Consider the following 20,451-nt stretch of genomic DNA (forward strand, 5'->3'; position numbering starts at 1 on the left):
TAGACGAAAAAAAAGTAAAGCTCCCTCCTTGAGGAACATTACTTTAAGGTTATGCTATAAACACTTCATTGGTTGATCTTTTGGATGCCTTAAGTATTTTTTCTATCAAAACGAATATTTGGCAACCATCTTCGTTTTATCCGCTTCACAAAAAACTCCTACTATTTTACATATATAACATGTAGCCTTTAGAACGAACAGTTTTTATAAAACTAGAATCGCTTCCACTTGATTCTATTTTTTTGCGCAAATGAAAAATGAGGTTCGCTATTCGATAATTTCTACCATCAAGATCTGTTTCAAATCTCCATAATTTTTCTTGAAATTCTTCATATGAGATAGTTTTACATGGTCTACTATATAAAATTTCCAGCGTACTATATTCTTTCTTGGTCAATGAAATTTCATTTTTCCCATCAATTAACACACTCAAACTATGAGATATTAGTTCTATCCCTTTCTCCTGCGAAGATTCTGGTCTATTCCCTAATAACTGATTATTTTCACTAGAGTAATGTCTAAGTAAATTTGTTAGCGTATAATAAAGTTCCTCAGGGTCCATTTTTGTAGAAAAACAAGCTTCCACTCCTAATTGCAGATAAACAATATTGGAATGAGACTCATCAATTTCAGATAATAAATAAATTGGCAAACTTGCATGTACTTTTAGTTCCATCAGCCAACGACAAATTTTGGGCATGCTACTTTCGCAAATGACAATAGCATCTAATTTATATTGATTTTTTAACGGATCATTTATATTGATTATTTGTAAATTCCAACCTTTTTCTGTCAAAAAATTGAGGTGTGCATTTTCTTCTAGCTCTTTTTCTGACAAACATCCAATTGTAAACATAAAACAGTCCTCCATTTTTTATTTGAAATCATTTTATTTTATCTATATTACACTTAATTAAAGTTAAAAAAAACAACAAGTATGCGCTTCCAAAAAGCAATTATACTTTTTTCATTTTTTTATAAGATATTATCCATCGTTTATACCTTAAAAGAAAGAAGCTAAGAGATAATTATCTCTTAGCTTCTTTTCTAGGCTTGTATTTTTTGAATTTTAATTAAATGTTTCTTTATTTAGATTACATAAAATTGAACGGTTTTGCTTTTAGTGTTTCCAGAAGAATCTGTGACACTATAATTGATTGAATAAATTCCTGAAACAAGAGTATTCACGCTTCCACTTACCTTAATATTTTTACTGATATCTCCATCTTCTTTGTCCCAAGCTTTCGCATGTTTTAAGGGTTTAAAAGAAGTCCCTTTAAGAATCACCCGAGCAGTAGCATTTATTTCTGGCTTGTTATCAGTTAATGCTTTTACAGTGATTCTTCTATCCTTAAGAACATAACGTCCGTGATCATCAAAAGCAACATAGGTTTGTGTATACGTTCCCTCTTTATGGACATTTACACGATCGCTAGAAACTGAAATTTGTGTATCCGAACTAACTTTCCCATTGTTAGACACTAATGATACACCTTTTAGCGGATTAAATTGGTTACCCAAAGGTATTGTGATATCGTTAACCCCGATGAATTCAAGTTGTACTGTTGTTTTACTTTGAGCATTTGCTTCTATTTCAGGAAGCTCTGAAGTTAAATCTGAACTAAATACAACTCCCGCTAGAATACTCGATACAATAACATACTCACAAATTTTTTTCATAAATAACCCCTCCTTCATGAATAACCACCGTTATATTAACTGCTTGTTAAAACCGAGAATTCAAAGTTATCCCTTCTTTTTTCTCGGTCATTGCAATTATTCCCTTCCTGTTGGAGCATCTACTAATTGCCATTCAAGTTGTCCTGAATATGAATCTTTATAATTTCCAGTGTTTGCTTGTTTATAAAATAATCCCCGTTTATCATTCCACTCCTTTGATACATCTATTGTTCCCGTATTTGGTTTGCTCGTTCCACTTTCAATCGTTTTGAACGAGTCTGCAGTTAGAATTTCTATCGGCACACCCTCGTTTGATTTATAAAAGTAACTCCTTAACATTGTTCTCGTTTTACTTTTCAGTTTACTTGGCTTAACCTTTAATTGGTACTTTATTTTCGTCAATGTAGTTTCCGTTGTTATCGATTCCAGTATATAAACTATCCGTGGTTCAACTTCACTTTTTCCGACGCCATAAAACGATAATAAGCACAATCATACAAATAAAGACCAAGCTGACTACCGCAATCGTAATAACTAGAAATTTATTATTCGTCTTAGTCTCAACTTCAACAGCTTCTTCATTCAAACGAGCAGCCTCTTCATCAGTGATTCTGAATTTTTTAGTAAACGTCCATTCATCATCTTTTGAGTGTGCAACAATTTCTAAATCATAACTTCCTTCTTCTAATTCTTGATTTTCTAATGAAATTGGAAAATTGAAATTGGAATTGGGAGCCATTGCCATTTCCGATTTTTCTGCTTCATAAAGTACTTTACTTGAGCCATTCTTTCTGATTTTTGCTGTTAGCGATAAGTCACTAACAAATTCTGATTTAATGTTCTGGATATTTGCGGTAATTGCCGTTCGGTAATTGAATAAACCTGCTTTAACCGTATTTAGTTTGAGTTCTGGTTTGATTTTATCCAAATTTTCTCGTAATTGTATCCCAATCACAACAGAAAAAACATTTTTTATTTGAACTTCATTTTTCTTGGATTCTGAATCTTTTATTGTATCGTTTGCCTCATCGTAAACATTAAAGCCTCCAACTATTTTTCCTTCAAAAGCTTTTTTTGGCATTTTTAAACGAAAGGTCACTCTTTTTGTTTCTTTAGGTTTTAATGTTACTTTTTGTTTCCCTGAAATCAGTCTAGTAATTGGATAAATTAACGTTGAATCATTTTTTTCAGGTTCCACACTATACTCTAATTCTCCATTTTGATTGGTTGTGCCTATGTATGGTACTACAGCTAAATTTAATACTTCTTCACTAGAACTTTTGATTTCCAACTCTATATTTTGGGTTTGTTCAGGGGTCATTTTCAAATCAAAATATGTTTTGGATTGATCGATTTGGTTTTCTGGAATGACCGCTTGGACTGAATAGCCCATGCCATCCGCATATGCACTATCACAAATATTTACGAGCATCACCATTAAAACTACCGTCAGGCAATACTTAATTGTTTTAAAAAATGTCATCTATTACTCTCCATCTAATTTTCTGCACTTGGAATATCTGCTAATTTCCAAGAGATTGTTGCCGTGTACTCTCTCCCTGCCTTAGCAGTGTTAGGTAAAATATCCAGTGTAATTTTTTTATTTACCCCTTTTTCACTTTTCCATCTTGTTGCCCAAACCCCTTGACCAGCGTTTTTATCTGCTGTCATTACTTTTTGTAAATCCTTGTTCAGTGAAACAGAATGGCTTATGGGCGGAGCCGCATATTCAGAATTGTATTCCTGGATATCTCCTTTTTGTATCGTTAAATTAGCACCACTTAATAAGTATCTTTTTTGATCTTTTGATGTTGGTTCAGAAACAAAATTAGATATTTTTGCATAGAGTGCCCAGCCGCCTAAGTTTCCTCTTAAATCTGACACTTGAATATATGGATTAGAATTGATTGCGTATTCTTCTTGATACAACCCACTTCTAATTACTTTCCCAAAACTAAAATTTGGTACTCGATCAATTTTTAATAAGCCCGAACTGTTCGTACCGTTGTTTGTTGGATCTTCTGGATCTTGACCAAACGATGGGGGGACGGGACTCTCTTTCCCTTCGATAATCACTGCATCAACATCAGATTTTAAAACGTCGTTGTTTTTTGCCAAACTAGTTTCTGCTACAAAGACTGATGATCCAAATAAACTCACTAAAGCGACTTTTAAATATTTTGATTTCACTCTTATCTATCCTCCCATTTTTGATTTACCAACAAAAAATCCTTATCTCAGTTTTAATTTGGTGTATTAGCTAATGTCCAGTTCAGTTTTCCAACATAGCTTGCTTTACGTGCTGTATTAGGAATAGATAACTGAACACCAGTTGTTCTTGTTGGCTCTTGTTTGTCCGCATATCTTTCAAAAATATTTGTATAACGGCCCATCCCTTTACCTTCATCTGCTTTGAAAACTATGCTTGATAAAGTACCTGAAATTCTCGCTTCTTTTCCGACTGGTGTATTTTCAGGACGGATAGACGCACTTTTTGAAGTGACTTCAGCTGTTGGGATTGTTAATTCCCAGCCTTTTAAATCTTCCCCATCATTTTCTCCACCTTTGACTTTAAATGAATCCATTGATACTTTGACATTCCAGCCAGTACCATTTCCTGTAACATCCACTACTTCGATACCATACGCTTTATCTTTGGCAATTGTTGCAGCTCTTGTTTCTCCTAAAGGAACAGATGGATAATTAAAATCGGAAACTGCCTTGATAATGAATTCTCCATCACGTGGTGTTTTATCTGAAATTTCTTCTTCAGTTGGCCCTGATCCTGTTCCTGCATCAACATTTACCGTTATATCGGATTTTAACTCATCAGCTTTGGCTGCAACTGGTAATAATGTTGCACCAAAAGTGATTGTTATCATTAAAATTGTTATTCTTTTTTTGTTCATAAAAATTCCCTCCGTCACTATTTCTCTATTCAACAGCTTACTACGACAACTTCCCTCAAGATTAAAATATTCCGTATTATGTTTTTTTATTTTTTATATGTTTAACTTAAATTGTATCTTCTAAAGACCAGCTAACAGTACCTGTAAATTGTTTACCATTCGTGTCATCTTTTTGACCAGAATTTACAGCTAACTGAACATTTCTAATTTCAGCAGCAAATCCTTTACTTCCAGGTTTTGTTCCTACCATGATATCTGAACTACCTGTAGCTCCAGCTACTAGAGATACTTTAGTAACACCAGTCACTTTATCTTCAGTATATTGTTTTAAATCTGGTAAGCTTGAAATAGTTGTTGGCAATTTACCTGTTTCTTTATCTCTTTGATCTGTTAAATCAAAAGTAGAAATACTTGCTGAATTCATAGTCATTGTTGAAACTAATTTTTTAGTTGCATCTGTTGTACTAACCAGATCAGACAACTTAGCAGTCAATTTCCAGCTTGTTTGTTGATCTGCATCACGATCTTCATATACTGCGATGTATTGTTTTTCTTTTAATTGTTGGTAGTATACAGAGCTAAGTGCGCTTGCTTCATTTTCTGTACCAAATTTGAACGCAGTTGGTTTGTTGATCAAGCTTAATGCTTCATCATACGGTCCAGGGATGATTGTATTATCATCGTCATTGCTAAATCCAATACCTACTCCTGTATTTGCTTCTCTTTCCGCTGCTTGAGCTGCTTGTGGCAATAATACTGCACCAATTGATAGACCTAAAACGAGTGTTCCTAATAATTTTTTATTCATTTATTTTCTCCTAACATATTTTATCTTTGAGGAAGTTACCGTAGTAAACTGTTGAAAGAAAAATGATTTTTAACTCAGATTAAAAATATTGATTTGTTTTTGAATATACATAAATACATAGATCAGCAAAAGAAAACAGATGATCGAAACGGCTAACAAAAGCCAGTTTACTAGTATTTTTGTTTTTTTAAATTTTAGCTTTTTTAATAAGATATTGTCTCTATTCAAGGAGAAGAGAAACATTCCTAAAGAAATTGCGCTACATGCGCCTAATATATATAGCCAGATATAGACTTTCATGACAATTATTCTCCCTTAATCAAACTCAAAGCGACTCTTTTATTTACAAACGGATTAATAGTTACCTATCTTAATTTGTTTCTCTAAAATGACTGCAAAACTAATCACGATTAGAATCATTCCGCTTATCAAAAACGTCAGTTGCTTTACTGTTTCCCCAGTATTTGGAAAACTGACGCGTTTATTGATTGGTTTGCTTTTATCGGCTGTAAGTGTGTTATCACGCAGAGGCGGTGTCACATCTTCTGTTTCTTTAAAAGTGATCCCAACTTCTGCTTCTCCGGCTTCATTAGCAAATACAGATGGTGCTAAAAAGATTGTTAGACTGAAAAAGAACATTATTGTGATCAATCGTTTATATGCTAGTTTGTTAAGACTCGGATTCATTGGATTCACTCTTTCACTCGTTTATTTGCTTTACGCTTAACTTGTTCTGCCTTCTTTCGTTTAGCTTTCTTCGCTTTTCTTTTTTTAGCACGCTCTTGAACCATTTTTTTCCACCGTTTATTTCTAATTGTCAAAATAACAACTACCAATATAAATGAACCTATAGCCAAAATAACAACATAAGGTAACCAATCAGGTGATTCTACTTTAAAAACGGTCTCTTCATTCATTTTCTTCGCTTTTTCTGCTGAAACGCTGAAGTCTTTTTCCCATTTCCAATCTTCTTCATTATTTTGTGCATGAACATTTAGTGTATATTCACCAGGATCGATCGCATCGATGCCCCAATCTACTGAAAATTCATACGTACTATTTGGCGCCATTCGAGCGTTATCCACTGTTTGTTTTTTTAAAATGTTTTTTGATCCTTTTTTACTGACTGTCGCCTCGATTTTTAAATTATCGGCTATTTTAGGTTCTGGATTATGTATAACAGCTGAAACTTGCTTACGCCCAAGTTTTAAACCTAGTTTTGCTGAGGCCAGCTGTAGATTTTTAGCATTTTCGTATTCTTCTCCTGTTTCTGTAGTAATCAAGCCAATTTTGTATTGATACTTACTGGAGATTGTTTGTTTCTTTGTTTTCTCTTCCTCTTCGACAGATTGGAAAACAACTGCACCTAGTTTGATTCCTTCGTAACTGTCTTTGGGTGGAGTCACAGACAATTCAACAATTTTTTCTTCAAAATTTTCTAACGTGATTTCTGGAGCCTCAACATGAACAAATTCTGTTAGTGGATGCTTCAAGCTTTCATCTAATTCTTTTGTTGGTTTGTCATATTCAATATTCCCCGTTGAACCTGTTGTTCCATTGGCTACAAAAATATTGATTTTCAGCGGATCTTTTTGTGTCGATTTCACTTTCACCTTCAGTACTTGTGTCTCTTGCGGTTTTGTTTCAATAAAGAAATAAGATTTGTTCGTTTCAATTTGTGTATCCGGTCTAATCGCTTGAACCACAAAACCTAGCGGATCTGTCTCTTTTTCAGCCGCAATCGAATGAATAGGAGATATGAACAGTGGGAGACAAATAAATAGAACCAATCTGTAATAATTTATAATTTTTTTTAACTGCACAATAATCTTAACTTCCTTTCTTAGTTCTTTAATGATAGAACTACATTGTTTTTTGCTTACGTTATTCATATTTGTTTATCAATGAACTCATTCATAGTACAATTAGCTTATAACAAATAAAACAACAAGCAAGCGCTTACAAATTACATTTCACATTTTTATTTATTAATTTTATTTTTACGGAACAAAAAAATGTCAAGTAAGCGTTCTCTTGTTACATATGCGCTCTTTTTCATTTTTAATCTATTTAAACCTTTCTTTTTCTATCATTCTATTCTAGAATATATTAAAATTATTTATTTTTAATTTTTAACTTTTTTAGGAGGAAAAAATATTGACTTATAATACAACAATTTATGTAGTTGAAGATGATAATCTTTATAGGAAACGTATTATTCATTATCTTGAAAATTATCATTCAAGCCATTTTCACTATAGAATATCCCCTTTGGATAATCACTTACTCTTTATGGAAGAGATCCCAACACTTAACATTTCTGACAATGATATTTTCTTTTTGGATATTGATTTAAAGACGCAGTATTCTGGAATTGATTTAGCTAATAAAATCAGACAGGTTAATTCAAAATGCAATATTATTTTTCTGACTAGTTTTGAAGATAAGGCCATTTCGATTATCAACAGTGATATCTTTCCACTTGGATATCTTGTAAAGAACCCAGTTGACTCAACTGAACTAAAATCAACAATTGAAAGTGTTCTTATGAAAGTTGAAAGTTTGACCAAAACAGCCTGGAGGCAAGATCAAGATATCGCAACTTTTATGAATGGATATGACTCAATTTATATTAATTGTAAAGATATCTTATATATTGAGTCACTGAAAGGATTAAAAGGTCGTGTACTGATTAAAACACTTACGGAAGAACTGATTATAGAAGGAAAAATCGGTAAAATAAAAAATAATTTAAAACAAGGATACTTATTTTCTGCTCTTCAATCTTACATAATTAATCTTGAAAATATCACATTAATCAATCGAAAACATGGCACCATTACTTTTTCAGGTGATCATGAACTTTTTGTAGGAACGAGAATCATTGATAAAGTAAAAAAAGGATTACAGGAGTATCAATATGTTGGATAAACCTTTTTTCATTTCGTTGATTGCACTGAATTTTTTGCAACTTCTTTGGTTATTTGCTTATAAAAAAATTCTATCTTTTAGAGAAACGATGTTGCTCAGTGTTATTTTGATTGTTCAGATCATCGTTGGATGGTTGATAGATGATCATTTTATTCTTTTACTTTTGATTCCTTTTTTTATTCTACAATTTTTATTTCCTGCAAGAAAAGTAAACAACTGGATAATTCCAGCTTTATTTTTAAGCTTTGAAAACGCGATTGTTTTGCTCTCATGGCTTGTGACTTTAGATTTTTGGGATATTTTATTGATCAATCATCAGATATCTCCTGAAACATACTCAACATATCTAAAATTCTTTATTTTTCTGCAACAATTCGTTTTCTACTTGCTTTTGATTTTTGCGAATTATTTAAATAAACGGTTTAAAGTCACTGCAACACTTCATCTTTTACCTAAAAAATATCGCTTGTTGTCTGTTTTACTCTTATTTTTCTTATTTACAACAATTGTACTCCAACAACTTAGTGTTTTAGAAGGCTATCCAGCTTCTTACTTCTATAGTACTTTTATGGTTATTTGTTTCACTGCTTTTCTCAGCTGGAATATTCTACTCGTAGTTAAGCAACAAAATGAACAACAATACATTGCTATTCTCAATAAAAAATATGAACAAGATAAAGAAAAAATTGAACGTTCTAATGAATTTCGTCATGACTATAAACAGCTTTTAATTGGACTCACTTCTTATTTAGAAACAAACGATACACAACAAGCACTGGGTTTACTTCATACGATTATTGATTATTCTAATTCACTACTTACACCGAATTTATATAAAACAATTGCTGTAATCAATAATCCTCCCATTCAAGGTCTTTTGACAAGTTTTCTTAAACGTTGCTCAGAAACTGATATCCAGTTAAAGATTCAAATCACTGAAAAGTTAACAAATATTGATATAAACATCGTTGATTTCATTCGTTGCTTTTCTATTTTATTAGATAATGCTTATGAAGCAGTTCAAGAAACAGATACTAAGCTGATTGAAGTAACTATTACAGGAGATTCACGGTTTGTTAAAGTCACCGTAAAAAATACGTATAAAGAAGTGAAAGATATCTCTTTTCATTCTTTTTTACAAAATAATTTTTCAACCAAAGAAAACCACCAAGGAAAAGGTCTTCATATTTTTGCAAAATTGATTGATAAATACAAAAAAGCAAGTTACCAAATTTCAAAAAAAGAAGACTATTTTATCGTTAGTTTTTCAGTTCCTAAACTAACCAAACAATGACTTTTGACCAAATAAAAAATGTAGGAAAGTGATTTTTACTCACCTTTCTCTACATTTTTTTATTGTCTTCAGGAGTAAATCCCCGTGGTTGCTTCTTCACTCTATTTCAATCAATCATTTTCTGTTTACTATCTATAATTTGAGACTTTCAATACTTTTTGATATGATGAAACAAACCTACGTTTTTTCTAAATTAAGGAGGATCCTGTGCGATGGAACCCTATCTAGCAACCCAGTTATTTGCTATAAATTATCTCCAACTTATTTGGGCGTTGCTCAATAGAAAATATATTGATAAGAAACAATCAATCACTTTGTCCATGCTATTAATTTTAATAATAAGTATTAGTTTTTTTATTAGAACACCCTACATTTTTATGCTATTATTTATTTTTTATGCGACTTCAGCAATCTTTATCCTGCGATATACAACTAGCTGGATTTTAATGGCACTTACGCTTTTTTTGATCAATTCCTTAACCATTCTTTCTTGGCTATTCACTTATGATCTTGTGAATTTTCTATTTCAATTACACTATCTTAATGCAGATCAACGGCAATTTCTTGTTCCTTTTTCATTACTTGGACAGCAAGTGTGTTTCTTTTTACTGATTTTAGGGGTGAAAAAGATTGATAAAATGTATCTGATCTCTGATTCCATTTTACATATTCATAAAAACTATAAACTTCATTCTTTGATCGCTCTTTTTTTTCTTATTCTTTTTGCTTTGATTAAACAACTTGCGATTAATTATTTTTTTGTAGAATCTTTCTTTTACCTTACATTTTTATTACTCACTTTAAATCTAATTGTTTATTCTACTGCTTATTTATATAGTAAATATTATCAGCAACAACTAAAAAAGGATGTTTTATTTGAACAATATAATCAAGAACTAGAAAAAATCACTATTTCAGATGAATTTAGACACGACTATCGAAATATTCTTTTAAGTTTGGCTGATTATATTGAAAAAGGGGAAACAAAGGAAGCACTGAACTACATTTCTTCTATAACTGATTATTCAACAGAGCTTCTAGAGGACGATCCTTATGCTGAACTGAGCAACATCTCGATTCCATCGGTTCAAGGTCTCTTGATTTATCTGATTGAATCTTGCAAGAACGAAGAAATCCAACTTCATCTTTCCATACCGGATATGATTACTGAAAAAGATATTTCCATTCGCTTAATTGATTTTATCAACTGTTTATCTATTCTGATGGATTTTTCTGTAGAAGCAACAACGACAAAAAATTTATATTTATCAATAAAAAAGATAGAACAGCAGCTTATTTTTAAAATAGAGAATACGCTAAAACAACTACCAGCGAACCCAGCAAATTCTAAAAGTCATTTCAAAAAAAAGAAAATCAATACTGTAAAAAAAATCCTCAATCAATATAACGAAGCCAATTTCTTCTTTCATTCCGAAAACGATGATTTCATAGTGGAATTCTCCCTCCATACAACTAAATAAAAAATACGAGATGTCGTTATATGAATAGTTTGGATAACACTAGGCAGAGACAAAACTGATTATGTGTTTCTGTATCAAATAGTAGCGTTCTTTGATTGATCGTTTCATTTTTAACCCTAAAACACTCGTCCTGTTGATTAACTTTAATCTTATAAGGGACGTTTTTTTTCTGTCCCAAAAAATCAAAAAAAGTGGGCAATAATCATTTTTCTTGATTATTTTCCCACGCTTTTATTCTTTAATTTGAAAACTCTGCATTCAACCAACGTTACCAGAAGCCATCACTCGATGTCTTTGCTCCCGCTTGTATTGTTGAATGATTTTTAAGGCTCGTTTTCTCGTTTTTCTATTGGTACACTTCAATCGTCTACGTGCACTTGAAAGATCTTGTTTTTCCATCCAATCACCCCTTTATAATCTTTTACCAGCTTGCTTTGTGAACACCAGGAATCTGTCCTTGGTGTGCTAATGTTCTAAAATTGATTCGTGACATGCCGAATTTACGCATATACGCTCTTGGTCGTCCATCAATCAGATCACGATTTTTCAAACGATTCGGATTGGAATCTTTTGGTAATTTTGCTAATGCTTCATAGTCTTTATTCGCTTTTAATTCGATACGTTGTTCAGCGTATTGTTCAATCAAATCATGTTGACGTTTTGCTTTGGCAATTTTTGATTTTTTAGCCATACTCGAATTCCTCCTATTTTTTAAAATTTAAGAAACTATACCCGATGCAAATCGTAACAATTACGATTTGAACCTTTAAAGAATAACACTAACAGAAGTAAATTTCAAGTATTCTTTCTTTAAATACATAAAATAATGCTGTCTACTTTTTTATACTAATAAAATTATTTTTTTTGATCAATCCTCACTCATTAGTGTATCAATCAGTGACCACGTCAACGGAGCATGGTATTTACCTGTTTTAGTATAAGTTGTAATGGATAATTGGATTGGTGTTTGTTCATCCATAAAACTGATATTATAGGCTCCTAAGCTTTTATCTTTTCCAACAAAAAGATCTGTTTGATTTGTTTTCGATTCATTTATAATAACTTTTTTTCCTTCTGGCAATTTACTTGGATCAGTATTTTTACTAACTACACCGTCTTTAGGAAAACTAAATTCTAACCGCTAGGTATATGCTTCTGAATTTTCTGAAGATGTTTCCAAAAAGTCTGTCATTGAAACTTGAACCGTCCAGCCTCCCCCTGTGCCACAATAATCAGGAATTTACAGACTCTTTTATTTTTTTGTACACCTTTTTCGTAATTTATTGAACTACTATTTTTGACCCTCGATTAATCAGAACTTAAAATTTGCAACTAGTTTATAAACTTGAAGACAGAAAAAATTTAATAAAACTAAAAAAGCTCGCAATAAAACAGGAAAAATGTTTTATTGCAACCCTTTATCTTAATAAACAACGGTAAAAATATAAACCCTTCACAGATAAGCGATTTGATTCCAATTCTCTTTATCTCTTAATCTATTTTAAGTTTCAAACTATCTTACGCTTGTTTCTGTGTTAAACTACCTAACTTTAAACATATATCCTTTAGATCGAATCGTTTTAATAAATCTTGGCTTCGTTGTGTTTTGTTCGATCTTACTTCTTAAATGGAAAACTGTATTGGCGATGCGATAATTCTTATCTTCAATATCCGTTTCACTCTCCCACAAAGTTTCCTTGAATTCTTCATAAGAAATCGCTCTTCCTGGATTATTATATAAAATCTCCATAGCCTGAAATTCTTTTTTCGTTAAAGAAATTTCCTCTGCTCCATCAATAATAACACTCAAATTATTCGGTACTAAAACAAAATCTAAAATTGGTCCAGAATTATCTTTTTTCAGGTTATTTCCTACTAATTGTTTGTTCACATTTAATCTTGCCAGTAGGTTATTTAATGTAATCAATAATTCTTCTGGTTCTATTTTATATGAAAAACAAACCTCTGCTCCTAATTGTAAATAAACAACATTCGCATGAGAATCATCCTCTTTTGAGAGAAGATATATTGGTACTTTGATGTTCTGAGTGAGTTCAATCAGCCAACCACACGTTGTTGGCATATCTTCCTCTTCTATGATAATTGCATCAACCTGTGTTTCTCTTGATATCAGATCAGTTCTTTCTATCAGTGTAACTTCCCAACCTTTTTTCTTTAAAAAATTCATATGGATACCTTCGGAGGATTCATCCGAAGTTAGAAAACCAATTGTATACATTCTGTTCTCCTCCTATTAATTCAATTCAATTTTATTTCATTGGTCCATCAACTAGCGACCAGGTTATTTCTGCTTTATAGACTCCCGTTTTTACATAAGTGGGGATTGATAAGCTGACAGCATTTTCCACAGTTGTTTGATCAGTCATAAAGACATCTGTATAATCTCCCAAACCTTGATCTTTTTCGGCTGAAAAAACCAATTGATTTGTATTTGCTGTTGAAATGATTACTTCATTTGTTTTCGGCGGGTTCTCTAAATCCCCCTCTTCGCTAGTAATCGTTCCTTTTGGAATTTTCAAACGCCAACCTTTAAGGATCGTTTCTTTGTTTTCTCCATCTTCTGATGAAAAATCAGTCATTGTAACTTGAACGTTCCAACCACTACCTACTCCTCGTTTATCTATGACTTCTAAACCAAGGTGTTCGCCTGGTGCTACATAGGCTTTACCTGTCTGACCTAATTGAATTTGATTAAATAAAAATGCTGAGACCCCATTTAGCGTAAAATCATTCGGATCAGCAACTACCTCAACAGTTACTCTATCTGCTCCACCTGTATCCACCACAGGAAATAGATAGTCGTATTTATCTTGATAAACTATTTTATTTTTTTCTGATAATTCATTCATAGCTGCCCAAAGCTGCTGCTTCAATTCAGATTCTGATGCTGTTTTTAGCTCTTCTTGACTATTTATTTCCGCTGCTAATGCATCAATTTTCCCCCTTAAGATCAATTCCGGGTCATTTTTTAATTGCAGATTTTCCAAACCTCTAGTGGTCATTTTTAAGTCATTTGTGTTATTCGCTTTATAAATGATATTATCAGTACTTAGTAGACGAGTTCTTGTTTCTGCATGGAAGATTTTCACTTGGTAGCCAGGAGCAAAAGGAAACGTATCTTCTCCTAACGTATTTTTTGTTCCTTCTAACTCTTTACTATAAATGACCTTCCCTGTTGGATCACTTACTTGTATACTGATGTATTTTTCTCCAGCATAATAGGTATGAGGATCTTTATTTATCACTTTAAAACTTGCTTGTTGAAGGTTTGAATTTGTTTTAAAAGAAGCGGCAAGTACATTTCCTAACCCTTGAAATCGTATTTCTTGGTTCAATAATGTACTGGTATTAATTTTTTTTAATGTAATCGTGTTGGTATTTTCTTTTTCTTTGATATACATATAATGTTGATCGAAGGTATAGCCAAGTTTTAGACTATCCACTAACTCTAAGGTATAGACTCCATTTGGTACATCATCAAAACGGATCGATGCGTCTTGAATCACTTTTTCTTTAATAATCCTTTTGCCCTCTAATAACCGAATTCTTTTCCCTGTGATTTGCTTAAGATCATCTATTTTCACATTCACAGTAAGTGATCCGACCAATCCCAATGGGGCGATGGTTTGATTATCTACAAGCTCAAAATTTGAATTGATCATAATCGGCCCATCAATGCGTTTTCTTGCAGTATCTAGTTGATCTTTTGGCATCACATCCACTAAGGAAGCCACCGCCGGATATCGTCTAGAACGATTTACTTCCCCTTGTCTAGTACTGGTTTTCATTTTCCAGCGATCTAAGGCTGGAGTAAAATCAAATCCACTTGTTTCACTATAATATTTATTCATCAACTCAGGAAGTGGATAATTTGCAGTATTAAATCCAGATTGTTGGGCTAATAAACGGTATCCTTGATACATTTTGGCATAAGCTTCTTTACCCGCTTTTTGTTTTAACATAGTCAATAATACTAAACGTTCTCTAAGGTTTAGATCGTCAACATACCCTTTTTTATCAGTCACTATTTTTTGATATAAGCCAGCATCAATTTGCGTTCTTTTACCAAAGTTAAAAAGCCAACTAAAATTATCAGCAGCTTTTCCAAATCTTTCGTACTGGAATTGCGCTGCCAATAAGTTATTTGATACTTCTCCAGTATAAATCCCTACATTATCAAATCCTGCCTGATACCCATGACCAATTTCATGAAGCGGGCCCCAACCTCTTTTTTCCAACCACATATCCGCACTGTTACTAGTGTTAGCCGTCCAGTTTACATTATAATACGCCCCTCCTGGACCACTGGCATCAGCTTTTAAGAAATAGCGATTATCGCTCTTTTTATTTACTGGCGAAGAGTCATCCAAACCGATATATTGATCAAACGTAACAAGTATGTCATCTATATGTTCAATTAGCTCATCAATCGTTTTAAAATCTTTAAGATTTCTGACTAATTCTTTATCTCTTTTAGGTAAATAAAGCTGAAATCTTGTTCCTTTAATCAATGCGTAATTGCCATCAGCTTTGTCCCAGGTAGCAAAAAAATCAACAGGATTCCCATGTGATTCATAAATCGCCAATTTTTTTTGTGGGCTAGTAGCAACAATTTCATATTCTATGGATGCGTTTGTTTGACCATACGGTGTAGTAATAAAAGGAGTAGTCACAAAACTAGAAGAAACTTCTACCCATTGTGCCCCAACTTTTTTAGATACTTCCTCTTTAGAATCATTGGATAATAACCACACAGTCAAATCCCCTTTAAAAGAAGGATTTGTTTGTCTGATTTTCAATGTTGTATTTTCTCTTAACATAAATCCTAAATCTTGGCGGTCATGATATCTTCCTTTGGTGATTCCTGCTTTAAACAACCAAGTGGGTTCTTTTATAGCTGGAATTTCTAACGTCTGCACTTCTGCGGAAGCTAATTGAGTTCCAGAGAATAACATCATGAAGAAAAACCAACTTATTATATAGACATATTTTTTCATTCTCTTTCTCTCCTTAAGTAATAAAAGTAAAAAATGTTCTTTTTATTTTCTGATTACTTCAATATAATTTTTTTTACACTAGATTATCTACTTTCTTCGTGTTTTCTTCTTTGGTAATTAGTTTATAAACTTGATGACAGAAAAAGTATAATAAGTCTAAAAAGCTCGTAACAAAACTGAAAAATATTTTATGTCGAGCTTTTTATCTTAATAATAATGGTAAAAAAATTCAAAAATAAGCTCTTTTCTTTCAGTTGCCTTTACCTCGTATTCTATTTTAAGTTTCAAACTATCGCCATGCGTTTCCGAGTTAAACTACCTAACTTTAAACATGTATCCTTTAGATCGAACCGTTTTAATAAATCTTGGCTTCGTTGTGTTTTGTTCAATTTTACTTCTTAAATGGAAAACCGTATTCGCAATGCGATAATTTTTATCTTCAATGTCTGTTTCGCTTTCCCATAAGGTTTCCTTGAACTCTTCATACGAAATCGCTCTTCCTGGATTATTATATAAAATCTCCATTGCCTGAAATTCTTTTCTTGTTAAAGAAATTTCCTCTTCTCCATCAATAATGACAGCCAAATTATTCGGCACCAACACAAAATCTGAATCTAATCCAGAATTATCTTTTTTCAGATGGTTACCTACTTTCACCTGCTGTTTATTTACAGTTACTCTTGCTAGTAAGTTATTCAATGTTATTAAAAATTCCTCTGGATCTATTTTGGATGAAAAACAAATCTCTCCCCCTAATTGTAAATAAACAACATTCGCATGAGAATCATCCTCTTTTGAGAGCAGATAAATGGGTACTTTGATCTTCTGAGTAAGTTCGATCAGCCAGCCACATGTTGTCGCCATATCATCCTCATGTATAAGAATCGCATCGAACTGTGTTTCTCCTTCTATTGGGTTAGCTTTTTTTATCAGCGTAACTTCCCAACCTTTTTTCTTTAAACAATTCGTATGGGTACCATTCGTCGTTTCTTCCGAAGTTAAAAAGCCGATTTTATACATCTTGTTGTCCTCCTATTAATTACATCTTATTTTGTCGGTTCGTTGATCGTTCAATACGTGCCCAAGTAAAATCCACATTATATTTGCTAGCCTTGGCATAGATTGGAATGGGGCATTTCCGATGAAGTTTTATTATACATACATAGAAAAATCCATCATCGCTACTTGACAATCAAACTGCACTATTTTCACTTTATCGATAGGCTTACACGCTGAATCGTTCACTGGTTACTAAAGACGCTTGACCTGCCACGCTAATTTTTACTTGATTACTTCTTAGATGAGTCAGCTAATGCTAAATTTTACTGAACCAAGTGGTTTGATTATTTCTTTACTTTTTAGTTAAAATGTATAATGTGATTTAAATTGGTTCTATAACCTTGTATGTATATCAAAATTTATTTTATAAACGTACGTTTTTATGTTTGAGTTTTTTATAATAAAAATATTCCCAGCTCTAATTCGAGCTAGGAACATCCTCTAGCGTCCAAAGAACACTGCCTTCATATTTATCTAAATAGTTTGAACCATTCATTTTATATTGTAAGCCTTGTTTATCATTCCAAGTACTTGAAATGGGAATGACTTCTTTGTCCGAGTCACTTGTACCAGTTTCAATGACGATTTTTTGACCAGATATAATTTCTTTTTCAATACCTTTACTGTCACTGTACGTGTACGCACCTTTAAGATCTCTTAAACTTGATTTCAAAGGACTTGGTGTTAAACTCAATTGCCAATTTCCCTTATCACGATTATCAAATACAGCAACATCTCCAGTTAATTGAACCGGTTTAGTCAAATCTGCACCTAACGGGATAGTGAATGACATCGCTGTTGGAACGCTGTCTAATTTTAATTCAGCAATTTTTGAACTAATTTCAAATTGATTATTGGGATTTAGCTCTGCTTTATCCAGTATTATCTTATAAGAAATACCTTTAGTATAAGGAATAGAAACAGATTTATCTGCTAAACCTTCGTATAAAACATCATCTGACTCACCATTTTTAATTGTAAAGGTATGTCCAGCGTATAATGCTGAATTTTTCCCTTTCGATAGAACTTGAAGTGCAAAATTACCTTGATCGGTTTCATCAAACGGCTTGATGCTTGCTAAATTACTATCACTTATATTAAGAGCAGCCTTCCCTACTAATTTCAGTTCCTCACTTCCTTTAAAGAAAGTATTAGCAAAATTTTTCGCTACAGCGCTTGTTAAGAAGCTTGGTAGCTCAGCTGAATTATAAGTTAATTGTGTATTGTTGATATTCAGAACTTTAAATCCATCGCTTAAAGTCACCAGATTCCCTACAAATTGATTATCATTCAATCCTAAAGTACTAAGATTTTTCAATTTGTTTAGTTCAACTGGTATTGTTCCAGTCAATTTATTATTAGATAAATCCAATGTCTCTAGATTTGTTAAACTTGTCAAACTATCAGGGAATGGTCCACTAAACGAATTTCCAAAAATTTGCAAATCTTTCAGATTAGTCAAACTTCCTAACTCGGTAGGTAGATCACCTGTCATTTTCTTGTTTTTCAAATATAAAAGATTTAAATTTTTCAGCGCTTTTATATTTTTAGGAATATATTGTCCAGAAAAATCACCGGTTGTTCCAGTATTAAGTTGGGTTATTTTATCTAAATCTTCCATATATACATCTTTATCAATTTGCTTTGGACTCAGTTGTTTGTTTATCTCATCAATGATCCAAGCTTGATTTTCAAAGAAGCTTGACGTAACTGGTTGAGGCATAACTGTTACAGGTACAGATATTATCGCCTCGACTCCCTTCATTCTTGTACTCTCAATTTTCACATCAACTGAGGTTGCCCCACTTGTGTTAAAATCTTGGGCTTTGACAAAGCCAACGACCCTTGCAGTATCAATAGATAGAGAACTTTTTAGTCCACTTACTAGCTTAGACGCATCTAAATCTTTTGTTGAACTTCCAAAAGCAACTTTCTGAGAGATTGGATTTGCCGAAACTGTAGGGATTATTTGTGCGGTTCCTTTTCCGGAAACCGAGTTTACACTAGCAGCCCCTTTCAGCCTTGTATTGAAAGCACTTATCGAAAAATTCATCCTACGGTCTTTTTCATTGTATACAGCCAAAGCAGAAGATTCAGAAATGCCTGTATTACTAACTTTGATACTGACGTTACCGCTTTGCAATGTTTTTAATAATGCGTTTGGAAAGACTACTCCTTTTCCGCCAGTAGATAAATTCGTAATCCTTGTTTGACTAGTAATGTCTGTTCCCCACTCATCCAATACTTTAATTGATGATTTTGCAAAAGATGAAAAATTCCCTCCATCATCCTTTAAATTAATAGTTAAGCTATCCGGAAATAATGAATCATAGGTATCAACCAATCTCTGAGTGATTGTGTAATCCGCTTGAAGCGTAGAGAGTTCTGAACCTTGGATATTTGGTTGTACATAAGTAGGTAATCCTAGTGACTTTACCTTCGCTGAAAATGGAACAAGTTCTGATGTATAGGCAAATCCATTATACCAACCAACTCGTAAAGGTACACTATTATCTTGTATATAAATATAATCTGCCCAATCCCCTACAAAATTATTCATACTACGACGAGGAACCTGAATTCTCATCATTTGCCTAGCACTTAATGAAGAAGTAGCCTCTACTAAAGTTGCTGCTTTAGTGCCAATCCTACTTAAAATAACTTTTTTTAATCCAGGATTTAATTCAATAGAATCATACGTTTGACTATTTTCATTTTCATATAGTCTAGTTAGTAAAGAACTTTGAGGATACTGGAGGTAAACATTTGATACAGGTGCTTTTGTATCTTGATAAACAAGTTGAAGGTCAAAAAAACCATCTTTAGCAAAAGAACTTGCGGCAGCAGCATTAATGCTCCCCGAACTTGTTAGACGAATTTCCCCATAAAATTGACCTTTTATAAGCATAGTCATCTTTAAACTTAGCTTGCGTCCGGCATAATCTCCAACATTTTTATAATATAAAGTGTCACCTTTAGTGATTGGATAGCCACTGTTCAAGCTTTTAAAGGCTTGCTCTCCTTTTTCATTTACGATGTCCTTCGGTATTTGTTCAAGTGTTCCTTGATATTGCGGCCGTATTTCCGGCTTATCTGGAGTAAAACTCGTTCCCCTAACAACAGTCCCTTGTTCATCAATTTCCATAAAATAACTTTCAAGATCAGCTGCTAAGGTCTTTTGAGTATTAAACAGAAATAAAACTGTAAGAAGTACACTAAAAATCAGCATTGACACTGATCTGCGCTTTATTTTCATGTTTCATCCTCCTTT

The 20,451-nt window shown here is 32.8% G+C and carries 19 protein-coding genes; 3 read left to right on the forward strand and 16 right to left on the reverse strand.

Features of this window, described 5'->3' with window-relative positions:
- Window positions 1–166: 166 nt before the first annotated feature.
- The 9 genes from BCR23_RS07855 to BCR23_RS07900 form a co-directional block, all read right to left on the reverse strand.
- On the reverse strand, window positions 167–856 hold the full coding sequence (locus BCR23_RS07855; RefSeq protein ID WP_069634935.1) for a winged helix-turn-helix domain-containing protein: 690 nt from the start codon (window positions 854–856) through the stop codon (window positions 167–169).
- 233 nt (window positions 857–1,089) lie between these two features.
- Window positions 1,090–1,680: an immunoglobulin-like domain-containing protein gene (locus BCR23_RS07860; RefSeq protein WP_069634936.1), complete on the reverse strand. Its 591-nt coding sequence runs from the start codon at window positions 1,678–1,680 to the stop codon at window positions 1,090–1,092.
- Window positions 1,681–1,776: 96 nt separating this feature from the next.
- Window positions 1,777–2,082, reverse strand: a complete 306-nt coding sequence (locus BCR23_RS07865; RefSeq protein ID WP_205688501.1) for a hypothetical protein — start codon at window positions 2,080–2,082, stop codon at window positions 1,777–1,779.
- Between the two features lie 52 nt (window positions 2,083–2,134).
- A complete protein-coding gene (locus tag BCR23_RS07870; protein WP_069634938.1) occupies window positions 2,135–3,163 on the reverse strand; it encodes a WxL protein host-binding domain-containing protein in 1,029 nt (342 codons plus the stop codon).
- A gap of 14 nt (window positions 3,164–3,177) precedes the next feature.
- Window positions 3,178–3,870: a WxL domain-containing protein gene (locus tag BCR23_RS07875; RefSeq protein ID WP_069634939.1), complete on the reverse strand. Its 693-nt coding sequence runs from the start codon at window positions 3,868–3,870 to the stop codon at window positions 3,178–3,180.
- Between the two features lie 53 nt (window positions 3,871–3,923).
- Entirely contained in the window at window positions 3,924–4,589 is a 666-nt protein-coding gene (locus BCR23_RS07880; RefSeq protein WP_069634940.1) for a WxL domain-containing protein, read from the reverse strand.
- Between the two features lie 106 nt (window positions 4,590–4,695).
- Window positions 4,696–5,397: a hypothetical protein gene (locus tag BCR23_RS07885; protein WP_069634941.1), complete on the reverse strand. Its 702-nt coding sequence runs from the start codon at window positions 5,395–5,397 to the stop codon at window positions 4,696–4,698.
- A 354-nt stretch (window positions 5,398–5,751) separates the two neighbouring features.
- Window positions 5,752–6,084, reverse strand: coding sequence for a cell wall protein (locus BCR23_RS07895; protein WP_069634943.1), 333 nt, complete (start codon window positions 6,082–6,084; stop codon window positions 5,752–5,754).
- Between the two features lie 5 nt (window positions 6,085–6,089).
- Window positions 6,090–7,220 (reverse strand): WxLIP family cell surface protein, encoded by a 1,131-nt coding sequence (locus BCR23_RS07900; protein ID WP_240482534.1) that lies wholly within the window; start codon window positions 7,218–7,220, stop codon window positions 6,090–6,092.
- Between the two features lie 334 nt (window positions 7,221–7,554).
- Here BCR23_RS07900 and BCR23_RS07905 point away from each other — a divergent pair, with 334 nt between their 5' ends.
- The 3 genes from BCR23_RS07905 to BCR23_RS07915 all read left to right on the forward strand — a co-directional run bounded on the left by BCR23_RS07905 (window position 7,555) and on the right by BCR23_RS07915 (window position 11,103).
- A complete protein-coding gene (locus tag BCR23_RS07905; RefSeq protein WP_069634944.1) occupies window positions 7,555–8,328 on the forward strand; it encodes a LytR/AlgR family response regulator transcription factor in 774 nt (257 codons plus the stop codon).
- Window positions 8,318–9,622 carry a sensor histidine kinase gene (locus BCR23_RS07910; RefSeq protein WP_069634945.1) on the forward strand — a complete coding sequence of 435 codons (1,305 nt, stop codon included), beginning with the start codon at window positions 8,318–8,320 and terminating at the stop codon, window positions 9,620–9,622. The genes BCR23_RS07905 and BCR23_RS07910 overlap by 11 nt, the downstream gene beginning before the upstream one ends.
- Before the next feature lie 212 nt (window positions 9,623–9,834).
- Window positions 9,835–11,103, forward strand: coding sequence for a hypothetical protein (locus BCR23_RS07915; RefSeq protein ID WP_069634946.1), 1,269 nt, complete (start codon window positions 9,835–9,837; stop codon window positions 11,101–11,103).
- Between the two features lie 258 nt (window positions 11,104–11,361).
- Here the strand turns inward: BCR23_RS07915 and BCR23_RS14740 are convergent, their stop codons facing one another.
- From BCR23_RS14740 to BCR23_RS07945, 7 genes are all read right to left on the reverse strand, one after another.
- Entirely contained in the window at window positions 11,362–11,502 is a 141-nt protein-coding gene (locus BCR23_RS14740; protein WP_010763172.1) for a putative metal homeostasis protein, read from the reverse strand.
- A 22-nt stretch (window positions 11,503–11,524) separates the two neighbouring features.
- On the reverse strand, window positions 11,525–11,794 hold the full coding sequence (gene rpsN, locus BCR23_RS07920; protein WP_069634947.1) for a 30S ribosomal protein S14: 270 nt from the start codon (window positions 11,792–11,794) through the stop codon (window positions 11,525–11,527).
- Window positions 11,795–11,971: 177 nt separating this feature from the next.
- Window positions 11,972–12,184 (reverse strand): hypothetical protein, encoded by a 213-nt coding sequence (locus BCR23_RS07925; protein WP_069634948.1) that lies wholly within the window; start codon window positions 12,182–12,184, stop codon window positions 11,972–11,974.
- A gap of 459 nt (window positions 12,185–12,643) precedes the next feature.
- On the reverse strand, window positions 12,644–13,342 hold the full coding sequence (locus tag BCR23_RS07930; protein WP_069634949.1) for a winged helix-turn-helix domain-containing protein: 699 nt from the start codon (window positions 13,340–13,342) through the stop codon (window positions 12,644–12,646).
- A gap of 31 nt (window positions 13,343–13,373) precedes the next feature.
- Window positions 13,374–16,121, reverse strand: a complete 2,748-nt coding sequence (locus BCR23_RS07935; RefSeq protein WP_069634950.1) for a putative mucin/carbohydrate-binding domain-containing protein — start codon at window positions 16,119–16,121, stop codon at window positions 13,374–13,376.
- A 315-nt stretch (window positions 16,122–16,436) separates the two neighbouring features.
- A complete protein-coding gene (locus BCR23_RS07940; protein ID WP_069634951.1) occupies window positions 16,437–17,141 on the reverse strand; it encodes a winged helix-turn-helix domain-containing protein in 705 nt (234 codons plus the stop codon).
- A gap of 457 nt (window positions 17,142–17,598) precedes the next feature.
- On the reverse strand, window positions 17,599–20,436 hold the full coding sequence (locus BCR23_RS07945) for a leucine-rich repeat domain-containing protein (protein WP_069634952.1): 2,838 nt from the start codon (window positions 20,434–20,436) through the stop codon (window positions 17,599–17,601).
- Window positions 20,437–20,451 lie beyond the last annotated feature (15 nt).

Origin of the sequence: Enterococcus quebecensis (assembly GCF_001730365.1) — a bacterium.
Lineage (GTDB): Bacteria > Bacillota > Bacilli > Lactobacillales > Enterococcaceae > Enterococcus_L > Enterococcus_L quebecensis.

Coding starts and splice junctions, on each gene's coding strand:
- BCR23_RS07855 (WP_069634935.1), bottom strand. CDS start 856: ATGTTTACAATTGGATGTTTGTCAGAAAAAGAGCTAGAAGAAAATGCA.
- BCR23_RS07860 (WP_069634936.1), bottom strand. CDS start 1,680: ATGAAAAAAATTTGTGAGTATGTTATTGTATCGAGTATTCTAGCGGGA.
- BCR23_RS07870 (WP_069634938.1), bottom strand. CDS start 3,163: ATGACATTTTTTAAAACAATTAAGTATTGCCTGACGGTAGTTTTAATG.
- BCR23_RS07880 (WP_069634940.1), bottom strand. CDS start 4,589: ATGAACAAAAAAAGAATAACAATTTTAATGATAACAATCACTTTTGGT.
- BCR23_RS07885 (WP_069634941.1), bottom strand. CDS start 5,397: ATGAATAAAAAATTATTAGGAACACTCGTTTTAGGTCTATCAATTGGT.
- BCR23_RS07895 (WP_069634943.1), bottom strand. CDS start 6,084: ATGAATCCGAGTCTTAACAAACTAGCATATAAACGATTGATCACAATA.
- BCR23_RS07910 (WP_069634945.1), top strand. CDS start 8,318: ATGTTGGATAAACCTTTTTTCATTTCGTTGATTGCACTGAATTTTTTG.
- BCR23_RS07915 (WP_069634946.1), top strand. CDS start 9,835: ATGGAACCCTATCTAGCAACCCAGTTATTTGCTATAAATTATCTCCAA.
- BCR23_RS14740 (WP_010763172.1), bottom strand. CDS start 11,502: ATGGAAAAACAAGATCTTTCAAGTGCACGTAGACGATTGAAGTGTACC.
- rpsN (WP_069634947.1), bottom strand. CDS start 11,794: ATGGCTAAAAAATCAAAAATTGCCAAAGCAAAACGTCAACATGATTTG.
- BCR23_RS07930 (WP_069634949.1), bottom strand. CDS start 13,342: ATGTATACAATTGGTTTTCTAACTTCGGATGAATCCTCCGAAGGTATC.
- BCR23_RS07935 (WP_069634950.1), bottom strand. CDS start 16,121: ATGAAAAAATATGTCTATATAATAAGTTGGTTTTTCTTCATGATGTTA.
- BCR23_RS07940 (WP_069634951.1), bottom strand. CDS start 17,141: ATGTATAAAATCGGCTTTTTAACTTCGGAAGAAACGACGAATGGTACC.
- BCR23_RS07945 (WP_069634952.1), bottom strand. CDS start 20,436: ATGAAAATAAAGCGCAGATCAGTGTCAATGCTGATTTTTAGTGTACTT.